The organism is Mariprofundus sp. KV (assembly GCF_013387475.1).
GTDB lineage: Bacteria > Pseudomonadota > Zetaproteobacteria > Mariprofundales > Mariprofundaceae > Mariprofundus.
Map to the genome: position 1 here is coordinate 193,832 of NZ_VWNB01000004.1, position 13,954 is coordinate 207,785.

Annotated in this window: 13 protein-coding genes and 7 tRNA genes; 15 read left to right on the top strand and 5 right to left on the bottom strand. The window is 50.7% G+C overall.

Annotated features, from left to right (window positions below):
* Positions 1-14 precede the first annotated feature (14 nt).
* The 3 genes from pheS (at position 15) to rnhB (ending at position 4,096) form a co-directional block, all read left to right on the top strand.
* A complete protein-coding gene (gene pheS, locus F3F93_RS04865; RefSeq protein WP_176958043.1) occupies positions 15-1,097 on the top strand; it encodes a phenylalanine--tRNA ligase subunit alpha in 1,083 nt (360 codons plus the stop codon).
* Positions 1,094-3,451, top strand: a complete 2,358-nt coding sequence (pheT, locus tag F3F93_RS04870) for a phenylalanine--tRNA ligase subunit beta (protein ID WP_176958044.1) — start codon at positions 1,094-1,096, stop codon at positions 3,449-3,451. The genes pheS and pheT overlap by 4 nt, the downstream gene beginning before the upstream one ends.
* Before the next feature lie 87 nt (positions 3,452-3,538).
* A complete protein-coding gene (rnhB, locus tag F3F93_RS04875) occupies positions 3,539-4,096 on the top strand; it encodes a ribonuclease HII (protein WP_176958065.1) in 558 nt (185 codons plus the stop codon).
* 160 nt (positions 4,097-4,256) lie between these two features.
* Here rnhB and hslU read toward each other — a convergent pair whose 3' ends face one another.
* Together hslU and hslV are read right to left on the bottom strand one after the other, a co-directional pair.
* Positions 4,257-5,600: an ATP-dependent protease ATPase subunit HslU gene (hslU, locus tag F3F93_RS04880; RefSeq protein WP_176958045.1), complete on the bottom strand. Its 1,344-nt coding sequence runs from the start codon at positions 5,598-5,600 to the stop codon at positions 4,257-4,259.
* Positions 5,601-5,602: 2 nt separating this feature from the next.
* The gene (gene hslV / locus F3F93_RS04885) at positions 5,603-6,154 is read right to left on the bottom strand and encodes an ATP-dependent protease subunit HslV (protein ID WP_176958046.1); all 552 of its coding nucleotides are present in this window, start codon (positions 6,152-6,154) and stop codon (positions 5,603-5,605) included.
* A gap of 177 nt (positions 6,155-6,331) precedes the next feature.
* Here hslV and F3F93_RS04890 point away from each other — a divergent pair.
* From F3F93_RS04890 to F3F93_RS04915, 6 genes are all read left to right on the top strand, one after another.
* Positions 6,332-6,408 (top strand) — tRNA-Pro (locus F3F93_RS04890).
* A 45-nt stretch (positions 6,409-6,453) separates the two neighbouring features.
* Positions 6,454-6,530 (top strand) — tRNA-Arg (locus F3F93_RS04895).
* Between the two features lie 18 nt (positions 6,531-6,548).
* Positions 6,549-6,623: transfer RNA gene (locus F3F93_RS04900), tRNA-His, on the top strand.
* A gap of 18 nt (positions 6,624-6,641) precedes the next feature.
* A tRNA-Lys gene (locus F3F93_RS04905) sits at positions 6,642-6,717 on the top strand.
* A 112-nt stretch (positions 6,718-6,829) separates the two neighbouring features.
* Complete coding sequence (locus tag F3F93_RS04910; RefSeq protein WP_176958047.1) at positions 6,830-7,255, top strand: PilZ domain-containing protein; 426 nt, start codon at positions 6,830-6,832, stop codon at positions 7,253-7,255.
* Between the two features lie 25 nt (positions 7,256-7,280).
* A complete protein-coding gene (locus F3F93_RS04915; protein WP_176958048.1) occupies positions 7,281-7,703 on the top strand; it encodes a PilZ domain-containing protein in 423 nt (140 codons plus the stop codon).
* 10 nt (positions 7,704-7,713) lie between these two features.
* On the opposite strand, the gene gloB is transcribed toward F3F93_RS04915, so the two are convergent.
* Entirely contained in the window at positions 7,714-8,502 is a 789-nt protein-coding gene (gloB, locus tag F3F93_RS04920; RefSeq protein WP_176958049.1) for a hydroxyacylglutathione hydrolase, read from the bottom strand.
* Between the two features lie 68 nt (positions 8,503-8,570).
* On the opposite strand from gloB, the gene F3F93_RS04925 reads away from it, so the two are divergent.
* Together F3F93_RS04925 and F3F93_RS04930 are read left to right on the top strand one after the other, a co-directional pair.
* Positions 8,571-9,545, top strand: a complete 975-nt coding sequence (locus F3F93_RS04925) for a cation diffusion facilitator family transporter (protein ID WP_176958050.1) — start codon at positions 8,571-8,573, stop codon at positions 9,543-9,545.
* A gap of 193 nt (positions 9,546-9,738) precedes the next feature.
* Positions 9,739-10,386 (top strand): peroxiredoxin, encoded by a 648-nt coding sequence (locus F3F93_RS04930; protein ID WP_176958051.1) that lies wholly within the window; start codon positions 9,739-9,741, stop codon positions 10,384-10,386.
* Between the two features lie 72 nt (positions 10,387-10,458).
* Here F3F93_RS04930 and F3F93_RS04935 read toward each other — a convergent pair whose 3' ends face one another.
* A complete protein-coding gene (locus F3F93_RS04935; protein WP_176958052.1) occupies positions 10,459-11,172 on the bottom strand; it encodes an SEC-C metal-binding domain-containing protein in 714 nt (237 codons plus the stop codon).
* 201 nt (positions 11,173-11,373) lie between these two features.
* Here F3F93_RS04935 and F3F93_RS04940 point away from each other — a divergent pair.
* The 4 genes from F3F93_RS04940 to F3F93_RS04955 all read left to right on the top strand — a co-directional run bounded on the left by F3F93_RS04940 (position 11,374) and on the right by F3F93_RS04955 (position 12,265).
* Positions 11,374-11,462: transfer RNA gene (locus F3F93_RS04940), tRNA-Ser, on the top strand.
* A 54-nt stretch (positions 11,463-11,516) separates the two neighbouring features.
* Positions 11,517-11,606: transfer RNA gene (locus F3F93_RS04945), tRNA-Ser, on the top strand.
* A 56-nt stretch (positions 11,607-11,662) separates the two neighbouring features.
* Positions 11,663-12,211: a DUF2155 domain-containing protein gene (locus F3F93_RS04950; RefSeq protein ID WP_241696978.1), complete on the top strand. Its 549-nt coding sequence runs from the start codon at positions 11,663-11,665 to the stop codon at positions 12,209-12,211.
* Positions 12,189-12,265, top strand: a tRNA-Arg gene (locus F3F93_RS04955). Before F3F93_RS04950 ends, F3F93_RS04955 begins: the two co-directional genes overlap by 23 nt.
* Before the next feature lie 252 nt (positions 12,266-12,517).
* On the opposite strand, the gene F3F93_RS04960 is transcribed toward F3F93_RS04955, so the two are convergent.
* On the bottom strand, positions 12,518-13,717 hold the full coding sequence (locus F3F93_RS04960) for a diguanylate cyclase (protein ID WP_176958053.1): 1,200 nt from the start codon (positions 13,715-13,717) through the stop codon (positions 12,518-12,520).
* Between the last annotated feature and the right edge of the window lie 237 nt (positions 13,718-13,954).

Below are 13,954 nucleotides of genomic sequence, written 5' to 3' on the forward strand. Positions count from 1 at the left end.
CAAAGGGGAATTAAATGAGTGAGATTGATTCGCTGAAAGCTCAGCTTGAAACGTTGCAATCTGAGGCGCTGGCTTCGTTTGCGCAGGCTGCAAGTTTGAGTGAGCTGCAGCAGCTGCGTGTAAATTATCTCGGTAAAAAGGGTGCGTTGACTGAAGTGCTTAAGGGTGTTGGTAAGCTGCCAGCAGAAGAGCGTCCGGTTATCGGTCAGCATGTAAATAAAACCAAATCAGCACTGGCTGAGGCACTGGATGCATCCGAAGCCGATCTTGCAGTCAAAGCCAAGGCTGAGCGAATCGAAGCAGAACGTATCGACGTTACCCTGCCTGGCCGTAGTAAGCCCGCTGGCGCACTGCATCCGGTACAGCAGGGGCTGGATGAGATGACCGCCATCTTCTCACAGATGGGCTTTGCTGTTGCTGAAGGGCCTGAAATTGAGAATGAATTCCACAACTTCGATGCGTTGAATATTCCACCTGAACATCCGGCGCGTGCGATGCATGACACCTTCTTTATCAATGAGAAGTTTGCCGAGGGTGAACACTCAGAGCCGATGCTGCTGCGCACGCACACATCACCGGTACAGATCCGCGCTATGAAACGTTTCCTTGAAGAGGGGCATGAGCCGCCACTGGCTGTTGTGGCACCGGGTCGTGTTTACCGTTGTGATTATGATGTGACCCACTCTCCGATGTTTCATCAGGTTGAGGTGTTTAAGGTGGATCGTGATGTCTCCATGGCACATCTCAAAGGCGTATTAAAACATTTCCTCTCCACCTATTTCGAAAAAGAGGTGGATATTCGTCTGCGTCCGCACTATTTCCCGTTCACCGAGCCATCGGCTGAGGTGGATATCGGTTGTGTCTTCTGTGCAGGTAAGGGTTGCCGCATCTGTAAAGGCAGCGGCTGGATCGAAGTGCTCGGTAGCGGCATGATCCATCCCAATGTGTTGCGTTCGGTCGGTATCGATGCTGATGAATTCTCCGGTTTTGCTTTCGGGCTCGGCGTGGAGCGACTGGTGATGTTGAAGGAAGGCATTCCTGATCTGAGGCTGTTCTTTGAAAACGATGTGCGTTTTTTGCGGAGGATGGGCTCATGAAAATTCCTTTTTCCTGGTTAAAAGAGCAGGTGGCTCTGAGTAAAACTCCGGCAGAGATTGCCGATGATCTGGTGCGCCTTGGTCATGAAGTGGAGGGCGTGGAGATGCCGCGCGCTGCAGTGCAGGGCGTGCGTGTTGGTCAGATAAGATCCAAACAGCCACATCCGGATGCCGATAAGTTGAGCCTGTTGAAGGTGGATATTGGCGAAGCAGAGATGCTGGATATCGTCTGTGGTGCCTCCAATATGGGCGAAGGGGATAAAATTCCGGTTGCCACACTTGGCACGACGCTACCCAATGGGCTCACCATCAAAAAAGGTAAAATCCGCGGTGAAACCAGTTGTGGTATGTGCTGCTCTGAAACCGAACTCGGTCTGGCGGACGAATCTGCAGGGCTGTTGATTCTGCCTGCTGATGCACCAGTGGGTGCCGAAGTGGGTGAGTATCTGGGTCTTGAAGAGGCTGTGTTTGACCTCTCGATCACCCCTAATCGTGGCGATTGCATGAATGTTCGCGGTATCGCCCGCGATCTGGCGGCCGATGCAGGCCTGCCTTTGGCGGATGTGATCAGCCATGTTGCTGAAGTGGAAACTGCAATTCCTGCTGCAAAAGTAACTGTTACTGCAGAGGGTGATTGTCCTGTTTATATGGCTCGCCGTATTGAAGGCGTGACGCTGGCTGATTCTCCGGCCTGGATGCAGACCGGCTTGATTCTGGCTGGTATGCGTCCGGTGAATGGCATTGTCGATGTGCTCAATTATGTGATGCTCGATTTCGGACAGCCGATGCACGCCTTTGATGCCGACAGGCTCAATGGTGATATCTGCATCCGTTCAGCTCAGGCTGGTGAGGATTTCGCTGCACTGGATGGGCGAGAACTCAAGCTGCATGCCGGTGATCTGGTGGTGTGTGATGAAACTGATGTGATTGCTCTGGCTGGTATTATGGGCTCTGAACCATCGGGTGTAACTGATACCACAACCAATATTGTGCTGGAATCAGCATTTTTCCGTCCTGCACGGGTGAGTGAAACACGTCGTACCTACGCGATGGTCAGTGAGGCATCGATGCGTTTTGAGCGTGGTGTGGATCCTCTGATGGTTGAGACTGCCATGCAGAAAGCTAGCGCGCTGATTACCGAGCTCTTTGGTGGTGCTGTTGGTGAAATTACTGTTTGTGGAGATGCCGCAGCGATCAATGCCGGTCGTTCAGTCAGTTGTTCGGTAGCGCGCATATCATCGCGTCTTGGTATTGATATCCCTGAATCGGTGGATGCTGTGCTGGAGCGTATGGCGTTCGGCATTCGCAGAGACGGGGACAGGCTGGATGTTGATGTGCCACCGTTCCGTCATGATGTGACAATCCCTGAAGATATCTCTGAAGAGTATGCGCGAGTGATCGGTTTTGATGCGATTCCGGAGATTCTGCCTGCACTGGCGACTACGGCTCCTGCCAAAGTGGATCGCTCTATTCATGATGCGGTTGCCGATGGCTTTTTACAGGTGGTGACCTACGCCTTTATCTCTGATGGTGAGCAGCGTCTGTTTGTCGAAGATGATGGACTGGATATCGCACTGCAAAATCCGATCTCCGATGCCATGAGTGTGATGCGTCGAAGCGCCTGGCCGGGGCTTCTCAATGTGGCAAAACATAACCTGAACCGCCAGCAGTCGGGGGTGGCTCTGGCAGAGCAGGGGCGCCTGTATGTCAAAACAGAGAACGGCCATGATGAAAACAATGTATTGGCCTGGCTGATGAGCGGTGATGTTGGTCAGGATGAGTGGCATGCGCAGACACGCAAGGCTGATTTCTTTGATCTTAAAGCTGCAGTTGAGTCGTGGCTGGCAAAACGTGGTCTGATCGGTCGCTTCATTGCTGATGATTCGATTGCCGGGTTGCAGGCAGGTCAGAGTGCGAAGATTATGGTGGGGCGTGCCGAAGCAGGTCGAATCGGAAAAGTTGATGGTGATATTGCCGATTCATTTGATATTGATGCGCCTGTATTTGTCGCAGATATCAATCTGGATCTGCTGCCTGAGGGTAAAAAAGCGAAGTTCCAGCCGCTGCCGGAGTTCCCTGGCGTGGAGCGTGATCTGGTGTTCCTGTTTGATAAAAACAGTTCATCAGATGCCATTCTCAATGCAGTGCGTAGTGCTGGCGGAAAGCTGCTGACTGAAACACGTATCTTTGACCGCTATGCAGGCAAAGGGGTGCCGGAGGGTAAGGTGAGTCTTGGTATTCGTTTTGCACTGCAGGATCCCAACCGTACGCTGACACAGCAGGATTCTGATGCAGCCATGCAGTCAATCATTGCAGCGATGGACAAGAAGTTCGGTGCAGTCTTACGAGGCTGATATGAACCACAAAGGCACGAAGGCACAAAGTTTTATTGGTTTATTCTTTGTGCCTCTGTGTCTTCGTGGTGAATGTTGATGAGTTCCATGCTGGCCGGAGTTGATGAAGTAGGGCGGGGGCCGCTGGCCGGACCGGTGGTGACGGCGGCGGTGATCCTTTCACCGCATGACCCCTATCTGGGTCAGTATCGTGACTCCAAAAAGGTGGCAGAGAAGAAACGGTTGAAGCTCTATCACCATATTCGCAGGCATGCTGTGGCCTATTCGGTAAATATGGCCTCAATCGAAGAGATTGATCAGCTGAATATTCTGCATGCCACCATGCTCTCGATGCGCCGTTCGGTAGATGGTTTAAGCGTTACCCCTTCAAAGGTCATGGTCGATGGTAATCGAGTTCCCGATCTTAGAGTGTCTGCCGAGGCGATTATCGGCGGTGATGATCTGGTGCAGGAGATTGCTGCCGCCTCAATTATCGCCAAAGTGGTGCGTGATCGCCTGATGCAGCGACTGGACTACCTCTATCCGGGTTATGAACTCTCAAAACATAAAGGTTATGGCACCAAGGTGCATATGGATGCACTCAGGGCGCTCGGGCCATCACCTGTGCATCGCAAATCCTTCGCGCCAGTCGCCAAGCTTTTATGATTTTTTACCACTAAGGCACAGAGGCACAAAGGAAGAACCATTGAAAATGGCGACCTTATTCGCTCATGCCTTTGCGATTAACCTGTCCGAAAGAGCCATAGAAAAATTCTAACTATTTAGACTTTCTTTGTGTCTTCGTGCCTTTGTGGTTGCCCTCTCTTTACAATATGTAGCGGGAGAGATCTTCGTCAGCGCTGATTTCGCCCAGCTCTTTCAGGACGAAGGGTGCATCCACTTCAACGCTGTCACCACTGCGATCAGAGGCTTCAAAGCTAATATTCTCCAGCACCCGCTCCAGCAGTGTATGCAGGCGGCGGGCGCCGATATTTTCAGTCTTCTCATTCACCTGTACAGCAATGCGGGCAATCTCGGAGATGCCATCATCGCTGAAGTTGATGCTGACATTCTCGGCATTGAGCAGGGCGGCATACTGGCGTGTCAGTGAGGCTTCCGGTTCAACGAGAATACGGCGGAACTCCTCTTCACCGAGTGCAGTGAGATTCACACGTATAGGGAAGCGTCCCTGCAGTTCCGGGATCAGATCAGAAGGTTTAGCCAGATGGAAGGCACCGGAGGCAATAAACAGGATGTGGTCGGTCTTCAGGTGGCCATAACGGGTATTCACCGTGGTGCCCTCCACCAGTGGCAGCAGGTCGCGCTGCACCCCTTCGCGGGAGACCTCACCACCAGATGCGGTACCACTGCGATGGGTGATTTTATCCATCTCATCGAGAAAGACGATGCCGTCATTCTCGGCCCGCAGGATCGCCTCCTCTTTGATGCTCTCCATATCCAGCAGACGATCCGCCTCCTGCTGCTGTATCACCTTCATGGCATCGGCGACACTCATGCGTTTACTCTTCTTCTGACCACCCATCATGCCACCGAGCATCTCTTTGAGATCCATCGCTTCTGTGCCCTGTCCTGAGAAGAGCTGCAGCATCGGTGTCTCCTGTTGTGATTCGACATCGATCTCAACCTGTCGTTTATCCAGTTCACCCAGACGCAGCTTATGGCGCATCTTCTCACGTGACTCGCTGCTGGCGTTATTGGGCTCACTACTGTGTGGGCCGTTTGGTGCAACCGGATGTGGAATAAGAATATCGAGCAGGCGATCCTCGGCCATCTTCTCGGCTTTGGTCTGTACCCGCTTCAGATGCTCTTCACGCACGATTTTGATAGCGGTATCTACCAGATCACGGATGATGGTTTCGACATCGCGGCCGACATAACCGACCTCGGTGAATTTGGTCGCTTCCACTTTAATAAAGGGGGCATTGGCCAGCCTTGCGAGCCTGCGTGCGATCTCGGTTTTGCCGACACCTGTGGGGCCGATCATGAGAATGTTCTTTGGCGTAATCTCTTCACGCATCGGCGAGGCGACCTGCTGGCGACGCCAGCGGTTACGCAGGGCGATAGCAACGGCGCGTTTGGCATCATTCTGGCCGACAATATAACGGTCGAGCTCGGAGATAATCTCACGTGGTGTCATGGAGTGGCTCATGCTTAAACCTCTTTGTCGATCGATTCGATAGTGATGTTGTTGTTGGTGTAGATGCAGATGTTGGCTGCAATATTCATCGCTTCGCGTATAGCGTCTCTGGCGCAAAGGTCACTGTGATTGACCAGTGCAGTGGCAGCGGCCTTGGCATAGGCACCACCGGAGCCGATAGCGGCAACGCCATCATCAGGCTCCAGTACATCACCATTACCCGAGATCAGCAGGGTATTGTCTTTGTCTGCGACGATCATCATCGCTTCCAGCTGGCGCAGGTATTTATCCGTGCGCCACTCCTTGGCCAGTGAGACAGCCGCACGCAGCAGCGAGCCGCCATGCTCATCAAGCTTGGCTTCAAAGCGTTCAAAAAGATTCATGGCATCGGCCGTTGAGCCGGCAAAACCGGTCAGGATTGCGCCGTCACGGATGGTGCGCACTTTGCGTCCACCATGTTTAACCACAGTATCACCCAGAGTCACCTGGCCATCACCGCCAATGGCAACTTCACCATTTTTCCGGATACAGCAGATCGTTGTACCGCGCATATCAATCTTGCCCATCGTGTACCTCACAGGGTTCTAAATCACTCATCTGAACAAATCAGTACTGCTAGCGACGAGATGACTAACCCTAGCTCTGATCCGAAGTGGAGTCAGCTGCGATTCGGGTGCGATTCAGGTATTGACGAATGCTTTTCAGATACCTATTGTCCGCCGCCTTCGAGAAGAGGAACAAATCGGGGCGTAGCGCAGCCTGGTAGCGCATCTGCTTTGGGAGCAGAGGGTCGGGAGTTCGAATCTCTCCGCCCCGACCATTCCTTCTTAGAAGTTGTATCAAGCGATTTGACGCGACCTGGAGAGCGCCTGTAGCTCAATTGGATAGAGCAACGGCCTTCTAAGCCGTAGGTTGCAGGTTCGAGCCCTGCCAGGCGCGCCACCTGGACAATGTAATATGGTGGACGTAGCTCAATGGTAGAGCCCCGGCTTGTGATGCCGGTGGTTGGGGGTTCGAGTCCCCTCGTCCACCCCATTTTGCTTGATTGGATACGGGCCGTTAGCTCAGTTGGTAGAGCAGCTGACTCTTAATCAGCGGGCCGCTGGTTCGAGCCCAGCACGGCCCACCATCCATAAGCATCTGTGGCAACACAGATGCTTTTTTTATGTCCGTTTTTCTGAAATCTCAGATAATTCAAGAATTGAGTTAACAGGCTCTGAAATCCTGTTTACACTCTGGCTATGAAAGAGACAGAAATCAGCATCATCGAGAAGATATCCGCGCTGGCGGAGCAGTTGCCTGAGAGCAAACGTACACAACTTCGCGATCTGGTTGCCAACTGGCGCGAAGATATCCGTCATGCAGCACGACAGCCCTATAATGAATTGCTGACGATCTCTTCGGGCACGGGGAGTGGTTATGGTCATGCGCGAGATGTGAGTGCCACAGGTGTCTTCATCGAGAATAGTGGTGATTTCAATGTTGGTGACAAAGTGAAGTTGATGCTCACCTTTATCTCTGCACCGAATCCACTGCGCTTGAGTGGTACAGTGGTGCGTAAAAGTGGCGATGGAATCGGTGTGAATTTTGATGAGGTCAGTCAGTCCCAGATTCGTGAGCTGGACTCCATTATCGCCAATCATGCGCTGATTCTGCGCTCCAAATAAGCGCTGCCGGGTCCGGTGATATCCATTGAGCTATGCAGACCCCAATACCGTTAAACTGATTACACAACTTGCTGAAGAGCTTCCACCTGAGCTGCAGGAGGAGCTGTTAATCCTTATCGGTTCATGGAAAAAAGAGGTGAGGAATGCAAGGCGTTGGCATTTCGTTGAACTGCTCGGTTTCACCTCAGAGCACGGAAGTCATCAGGGCAGGGCAAAGAACATCAGCGCTACCGGCATCTTTATCGAGACCACAGAGTCGTTTGAACTGGGTGAGCATCTGCATCTGTTGATCTCGTTTATGTCTGTGCCTGATGCTGTGAGTCTGTATGGTCAGATATCACGGAAAACCCAGGAGGGCATCGGTGTCATCTTTGATCACAGTATCGCCAACTCCAACCTTCTCAATAGCGTGATGTTGAGACAAAACACGGTAATTCGGGGTAAATAAAACGCCCTGTTTAGTACCTGTCTTTTCGTTGTCTCAAATCCGTAAAAACAGATAAGCCATCGGCTGCAATGTTGGCCTCGCCGGCATAGTGATTGCAGAACTGCTCATCCAGAGGCCGGAGAAATGGATTGGTGGTGATCTCTATAGCAATGGTTGATGGGATGGTCGGTTTTTTGTCCATGCGGGTCTGGGTGTCATGGTGGATGCGCTGCTCCAAGGCTTCATTGTCAGGATCAACTGTGTGGGCAAAACGGAGATTTGGCAGCGTATACTCATGGGCGCAGTAGACTTTTGTCTGGCCGGCAAGTGATGCCAGTTTGTTCAGACTGGCCCACATCTGTGCCGGAGTGCCTTCAAAGAGTCTGCCGCAACCTGCCCCGAAGAGAACATCGCCACAGAACAGCGCATCATCAATAAGATAGGCGATATGGCCGCTGGTATGGCCAGGCAGCTCCAGTACAGTGATGTTTAATCCGTTTATCGTCGGCGGTGCATGTTCAGAGACGGCAATATCTATAGCAGGAATGCGATGGGCATCATCTGCTGCCGCGATCACCTGCGCATTGAACTTCGCTTTGAGCGCCGTGTTGCCATCGGTGTGATCCCAGTGGTGGTGGGTATTGAAAATATGGGTGAGTCTGAGATCACGCTCTCTGCAAAATCGGGAGATGCTCACCGCTTCAGCCGGATCCACAGCAATCAGGGTCTCTGAATTGTGCAGATCAATCAGATAGATATAGTTATCCTTGAGCGCAGGAAGTTGATGTACGGTAAAGTTGTTGTGCCTGTATGACCACATGTGCAGTAGCTTAACGCGATTCAGATGAGTTTGGGAGATACTTCGGTATCTATCTATAGGGAGAGACCATGTCTCACGGTTCAACAAAAGCAGTAGTAACAGCGATAGCAGGCAACAGTATGGTGACTGTTGCCAAGTTTATCGGTTTTGCCTTTTCCGGCTCCAGCGCTCTGCTGGCCGAAGCTGTCCACTCACTGGCTGACACGGCCAATCAGGGTATGCTCTATCTCGGGCTTCGCCGCTCCCAGCGTGAAGCGGATACCAATCACCATTTCGGTTACGGGCAGGAGCGCTATTTCTGGAATCTGGTCTCTGCCGTTACCATCTTCTTCCTCGGTTGCGTCTACACTGTCATGCATGCGGTTGAGCAGCTGCGTGATGAGCACACCCCGGAGCTCTCCTGGATCCCCTTTCTGATTATCGGTTTTGCCTTTGTGGTTGAGGGTTACTCCTTTTTTGTCGCACTTGTCGAATTCCGCAGGCAGGCCCAGGAGGCTGGCAAACCGTTCAGAATCTATTTCGTTGAGACACGCGACCCGACCACGCTGGCGGTGTTGATTGAAGATGCGGTTGCTGTGATGGGTCTGGTTCTGGCTCTGGCAGGTATGGGGTTGGCGGCATATACCGGCTCTGCCATCTTTGATGGTATTGCGGCCATCTGCATTGGTCTGTTGATGGGTGGTCTGGCCTGGTTTCTGGCGGCTACCAATCGTAAATTCCTGCTTAATCGTTCCAATGATGAGGTCAACGATGTTGCTATCAAGCTTTGGCAGGCAGATGACAAGGTGCAGGATATTCAGAGGGTGAACAGTATTGTGCTCTCTCCGGAGGATACCCTGTTGATGGCCGAGATTGAGCTTCGCGAGGAGGCGATCTTCTCCAATATGAGTGAGGATGAGATCAAGCAGGCGATTCGTTTCATGCGTAAGCTTGATGAGGTTCGTCGCTCACTGGAGGAGGATGTCAGCCGCATCGCTCCTGAGACCAGGCACATCTTTATTGAGTTCACGATCCCTAAAAAGCAAGTGAAGCAAGCCGATTAAAGCAATGGGTGTTGCTTTAATCGGCGCGATAGTGTGAAGAAAAGTAAGCAATGGGTGTTGCTTCAGTCGGCGCGATAGCAGGACGGGAGTGAAGCCGATTATCCCTGAAAACGAGTAGGGTGGTGCTGTGTCGTCAAATTGACTAACATTGCATCTCTAGATTTAATCCCAACAATTCCCGGAGGAATGCAACATGAGTGTACTGGTAGGCCAGCAGGCCCCTGAATTTACCGCCGCTGCTGTAATGGCAGACGGTTCGATCAATGAAAACTTTTCCCTGTCTGATTATGAAGGCAAATATGTGGTTCTCTTCTTTTACCCACTGGACTTCACCTTTGTATGTCCATCCGAGCTGATCGCATTTGATCACCGCATTGCCGAGTTTGAAGCGCGTGGCGTACAGGTTATCGGTTGCTCCGTTGATTCTCACTTCTCTCACGCCGCATGGCGTAACACCCCGGTCAACGAGGGTGGTATCGGCCCTGTAGCCTATCCACTGGTGGCTGACCTGACCAAGACGATCGCTGCTGATTACGACGTATTGATCGATAACGACAGTGTTGTTGATGAAGATGGCGATCTGGTTCATCTGCTGGGCGGCAACATTGCGCTGCGTGGTTCTTTCCTGATCGACCAGAAGGGTGTCGTTCAGCATCAGGTTGTGAACAACCTGCCACTGGGTCGTAACGTTGATGAGATGCTGCGCATGATTGATGCACTGCAGTTCACTGAAGAGCACGGCGAAGTATGTCCTGCCGGTTGGAACAAAGGCGATAAAGGCATGGTTCCTGATGCAGATGGTGTAGCATCTTACCTGGCTTCCGAGTCTGATAAGCTCTGATTCAGTAATGAATGAAGAAAGGCGGCTCATCTGAGCCGCCTTTTTTTATGCTGTGATTTTAAAGGTGTTGAATCAGACGTGCAGGGCAACCAGCTCCAGCCAGTAGTGGGTCAGAGCCTTGCTGTAGCCATCTGCACCAGCTTCATCGAGTTTACTCAGCAGTCCTTCAACATACTCATCGGGAATATGGTAGATCGCACCGGAAGTCTCCCAGGCATCATCGGACTGCATCAGGCGCAGGCCAACGGTGTCACCGACATCAAACATGGTGCTTGATGATGCATCTGCGATGGTGATCTCTTCAGAGCCGTCATCCGGATAGCACTTGATACTGAAGCTTTTGTTCATCTGCACATCACTGATCTGGTAGAGCCGCAGTGGCCGTTCAGCCAGCTGGCTGAGGTAGGCTTTCTGCTCATCATCAAGGCCAATACTGGCATTGAGAATCAGCTGCAACGGCCTGTTTTCACCCTCAACGCCATCAAGGACCCCTTCAGCAGTCAGGTATTCGAGCAGGTTAACATCATGGATACTGCGGATGGCCGGGTGTGCAGAGCCGATCTGACCATGCTGCTCTTCACTCATGCCCTCAAGCCAGACATCGTCTACCCAACTGGCAATCGGCTCTTCATAAGCGTGGCTTACCCAGCCCAGCGCAATCTGAATGCCGCGACGGCGATTGGAACGGCCAGAGGCAATGGCGTTCTCTTTAACCTGACAGCATCGTTTGTATTTCTTGCCGCTGCCGCAGGGGCAGGGGTCATTTCGTTGGACTTTGCGGGCCACATGATCTCCTGTTGATCTACCTGTGAGGATTTATGCAGCTACTCTAAGACAAGAAGAGGGCATCTGTTAAGTTAAAAACAGTAATTTATGGAATATATTTATTCCTGCATGAATGCCATTGCCATCTCAAAACTCCATGCTATCTTTCCGACCCTGAAATTCCGGGCTTGGAAATTGGCTAAAAGTCCGGTTCATAAATACGGAAGGGTGACAGAGCTGGCCGAATGTACCGGTCTTGAAAACCGGCGTAGGGAAACCTACCGTGGGTTCGAATCCCACCCCTTCCGCCATTTATCGTTATGATATGTATTTGCATATTTACAACGATGGGACGACGATCCAACGGAGAGATGGCTGAGTGGCCGAAAGCGCGCCCCTGCTAAGGGTGTATAGGCTAAAACCTATCGAGGGTTCGAATCCCTCTCTCTCCGCCAGTCGCCCAAATGTCTGAGTCATTGTTTATAATGGCGTAGGAAGAACGGAGGAGATGATGAGCGCACGCGTTATGTCGATGATTCGTCCGATCTTCTCTGCTGCTGTTATGCTTGGAGTCACATTGCTGATCTCCGGTTGTGAACAGGAGAAGGTAAGTCAGATCGAGTGGCAACTGCCACTGGAGAAGCCGGAAGATCTGCATGCGGGTCAGAATCACGATGCGGTTCCTGAGTGGGCTGTATTGAGAAATGGTCATGCTGAGTTCATATGGTTGGAGAAAGCAACAACGCGCCGCCATAGTACAACGGTGGCGTTAGGCGGAGCCGCAGAGCTAAATGGTTGGGATATCCGGCTGTTGGGTCTGGCATCGGGACTGAGAGTTCAAAATAGAGCTTTTCTGAACGATGAAAATGTGCATAATCCCGCCGCCTTCGTAGAGGTAAGTCGAGATGGTAAAGGTTACTATCGCGGCTGGCTCTATCAGAAGTTCCCCGAGTTGTTCGGTATGGACAATCCGGGGTGGAAAGTTTGGTTGAAAGACATTACCTTTCGGCCCCCTTCGGAAACGGAGGGAAAAGCAGGCTCCCTTAGCTCAGCTGGATAGAGCATCTGACTACGAATCAGAAGGCCGGGCGTTCGAATCGCTCAGGGAGCGCCATATGAAACAAGGGCTTAGCAGAAATGCTAGGCCCTTGTTTGTTTCTGGGGTTTACTTTGGGGTATACTGTTAGCCATTGTGAAATGTGGAACCCAACTGCAGGTGGCAATCAATTCAGCAGGCTGTTGCAATAAATCTGTAGGTCAGTGCAATCCAAGCCTGCTCCCTGCTGTAACATGGCGACAGGCCGGGTTCGGCCAGAAACGGTCATTCAGAATACTTACCAAAGACCATACTTCAGGCACGTGTCGCCTATGGACTAGATTGATCAGTCTCTTCTCCGTCCGAAGAGACCACTCTATTTCTCCCCTTTTCTTTGGCGGAATATAGGGATTTATCAGCACGATTAAGAACAGCTACCCAGTTATCATCATTATTATGATCGTAGTGTGAAGCTCCAAAACTTGCCGAAAATGATAAGTTTGAACCATCTTGAGAGCGGACTCTCACAGATTGAGTTTTCTCTCTAATATTTTCAGCAACGACTACGGCAGCCTTCGAATCCGTTTCGGGTAGCAGGATGACAAATTCTTCCCCGCCATAACGGGCTACCGTATCATGTTTGCGAACGTTATCTCGGAGGATGCCTGAGAACGCCTTCAATACTTCATCTCCAGCTTGATGTCCGTACTGGTCGTTGACCTTCTTAAAAAGATCCAGGTCGCAGATGATGATAGAAAAAGGACTCTTGGTCCGATCTGCACGACTAAATTCAATATCGCAATCTTCTTCAAAAGTTCTTCTATTGTAGAGTTGTGTTAGAGGATCCGTCCTCGACATTATCGATAGCTTTCTTTGCAGCTTGTCTGTGCCTATCCATATTGTCATAAAAGAAGTCATGATCACGAGAATTTCGGATGCGATTACAGCCATGGAATGGATGGAGCCTGCGTTCATGAAATCTAGAAGTTGATCCTCACGAATAGTCGATATAAGTCGGAAACTATGAAAGAGCCCCATTACTAGGTACATGGTAAAGAGAAGGTTTATTTGCACATTGAAATGTTTCTTCTTGTGTTTCCATAGGCCGAAGGCAGGGATAAAACAGATTATGGAATAAGTAAGCGAGAACAAAATCATGCGTGCATTTATATCGGGCACCTGAAATTTATAATAGTAGAGCGACCCTGCAAGAAACGTTATTAACAGAAAAATTAGGCGATAATCTAGTTTTGGGACAATACCAATAAAACGAAAGAGCCCTCTATAGACCAAAACAACACCTAAAATAATAATAGGGTTGCCAATGACTATGCTAGTAAAATCATTTAAGACGTGACGCATTCCAAGTAGAAAGTGCCCGACACCGATGAAGATATAGCCTGTGCCCATCAATCTGATTCCTACGAAAGATTTATGATCTCTTCCATAGAGGAGCATCCCTGCTCCAAAAACAATACTATAGAAAATCAACGTAAGGCTGAGCGTTCTTATATCAAGCTCTATGCTCAAGTTGCCCCCCTACATGAGTTTATCATCCATACTGGATAACCAAGATGAATTAAGAATAGCACCATAAAAAAATGTCGCGATAAATTTAAACAGTCTGAGTGTCTGGGTTTGGCCCAGAGTGTGTGAAAACGCAGGTCTGGGGTTAAGGTTTATCTCAACCGAGCAAGAAGCCCAAGATAGAGTCGTTTTTTTGTGTTCACTGATTCATATCGATCTAAAGAAGAATATGGGCTTTCC

Bases quoted from the DNA above. Each gene is read 5' to 3' on its own strand.
- pheS (WP_176958043.1), top strand. From the start codon at position 15: ATGAGTGAGATTGATTCGCTGAAAGCTCAGCTTGAAACGTTGCAATCT.
- pheT (WP_176958044.1), top strand. From the start codon at position 1,094: ATGAAAATTCCTTTTTCCTGGTTAAAAGAGCAGGTGGCTCTGAGTAAA.
- rnhB (WP_176958065.1), top strand. From the start codon at position 3,539: ATGCTGGCCGGAGTTGATGAAGTAGGGCGGGGGCCGCTGGCCGGACCG.
- hslU (WP_176958045.1), bottom strand. From the start codon at position 5,600: ATGAGCCACTCCATGACACCACGTGAGATTATCTCCGAGCTCGACCGT.
- hslV (WP_176958046.1), bottom strand. From the start codon at position 6,154: ATGGGCAAGATTGATATGCGCGGTACAACGATCTGCTGTATCCGGAAA.
- F3F93_RS04910 (WP_176958047.1), top strand. From the start codon at position 6,830: ATGAAAGAGACAGAAATCAGCATCATCGAGAAGATATCCGCGCTGGCG.
- gloB (WP_176958049.1), bottom strand. From the start codon at position 8,502: ATGTGGTCATACAGGCACAACAACTTTACCGTACATCAACTTCCTGCG.
- F3F93_RS04925 (WP_176958050.1), top strand. From the start codon at position 8,571: ATGTCTCACGGTTCAACAAAAGCAGTAGTAACAGCGATAGCAGGCAAC.
- F3F93_RS04930 (WP_176958051.1), top strand. From the start codon at position 9,739: ATGAGTGTACTGGTAGGCCAGCAGGCCCCTGAATTTACCGCCGCTGCT.
- F3F93_RS04950 (WP_241696978.1), top strand. From the start codon at position 11,663: ATGAGCGCACGCGTTATGTCGATGATTCGTCCGATCTTCTCTGCTGCT.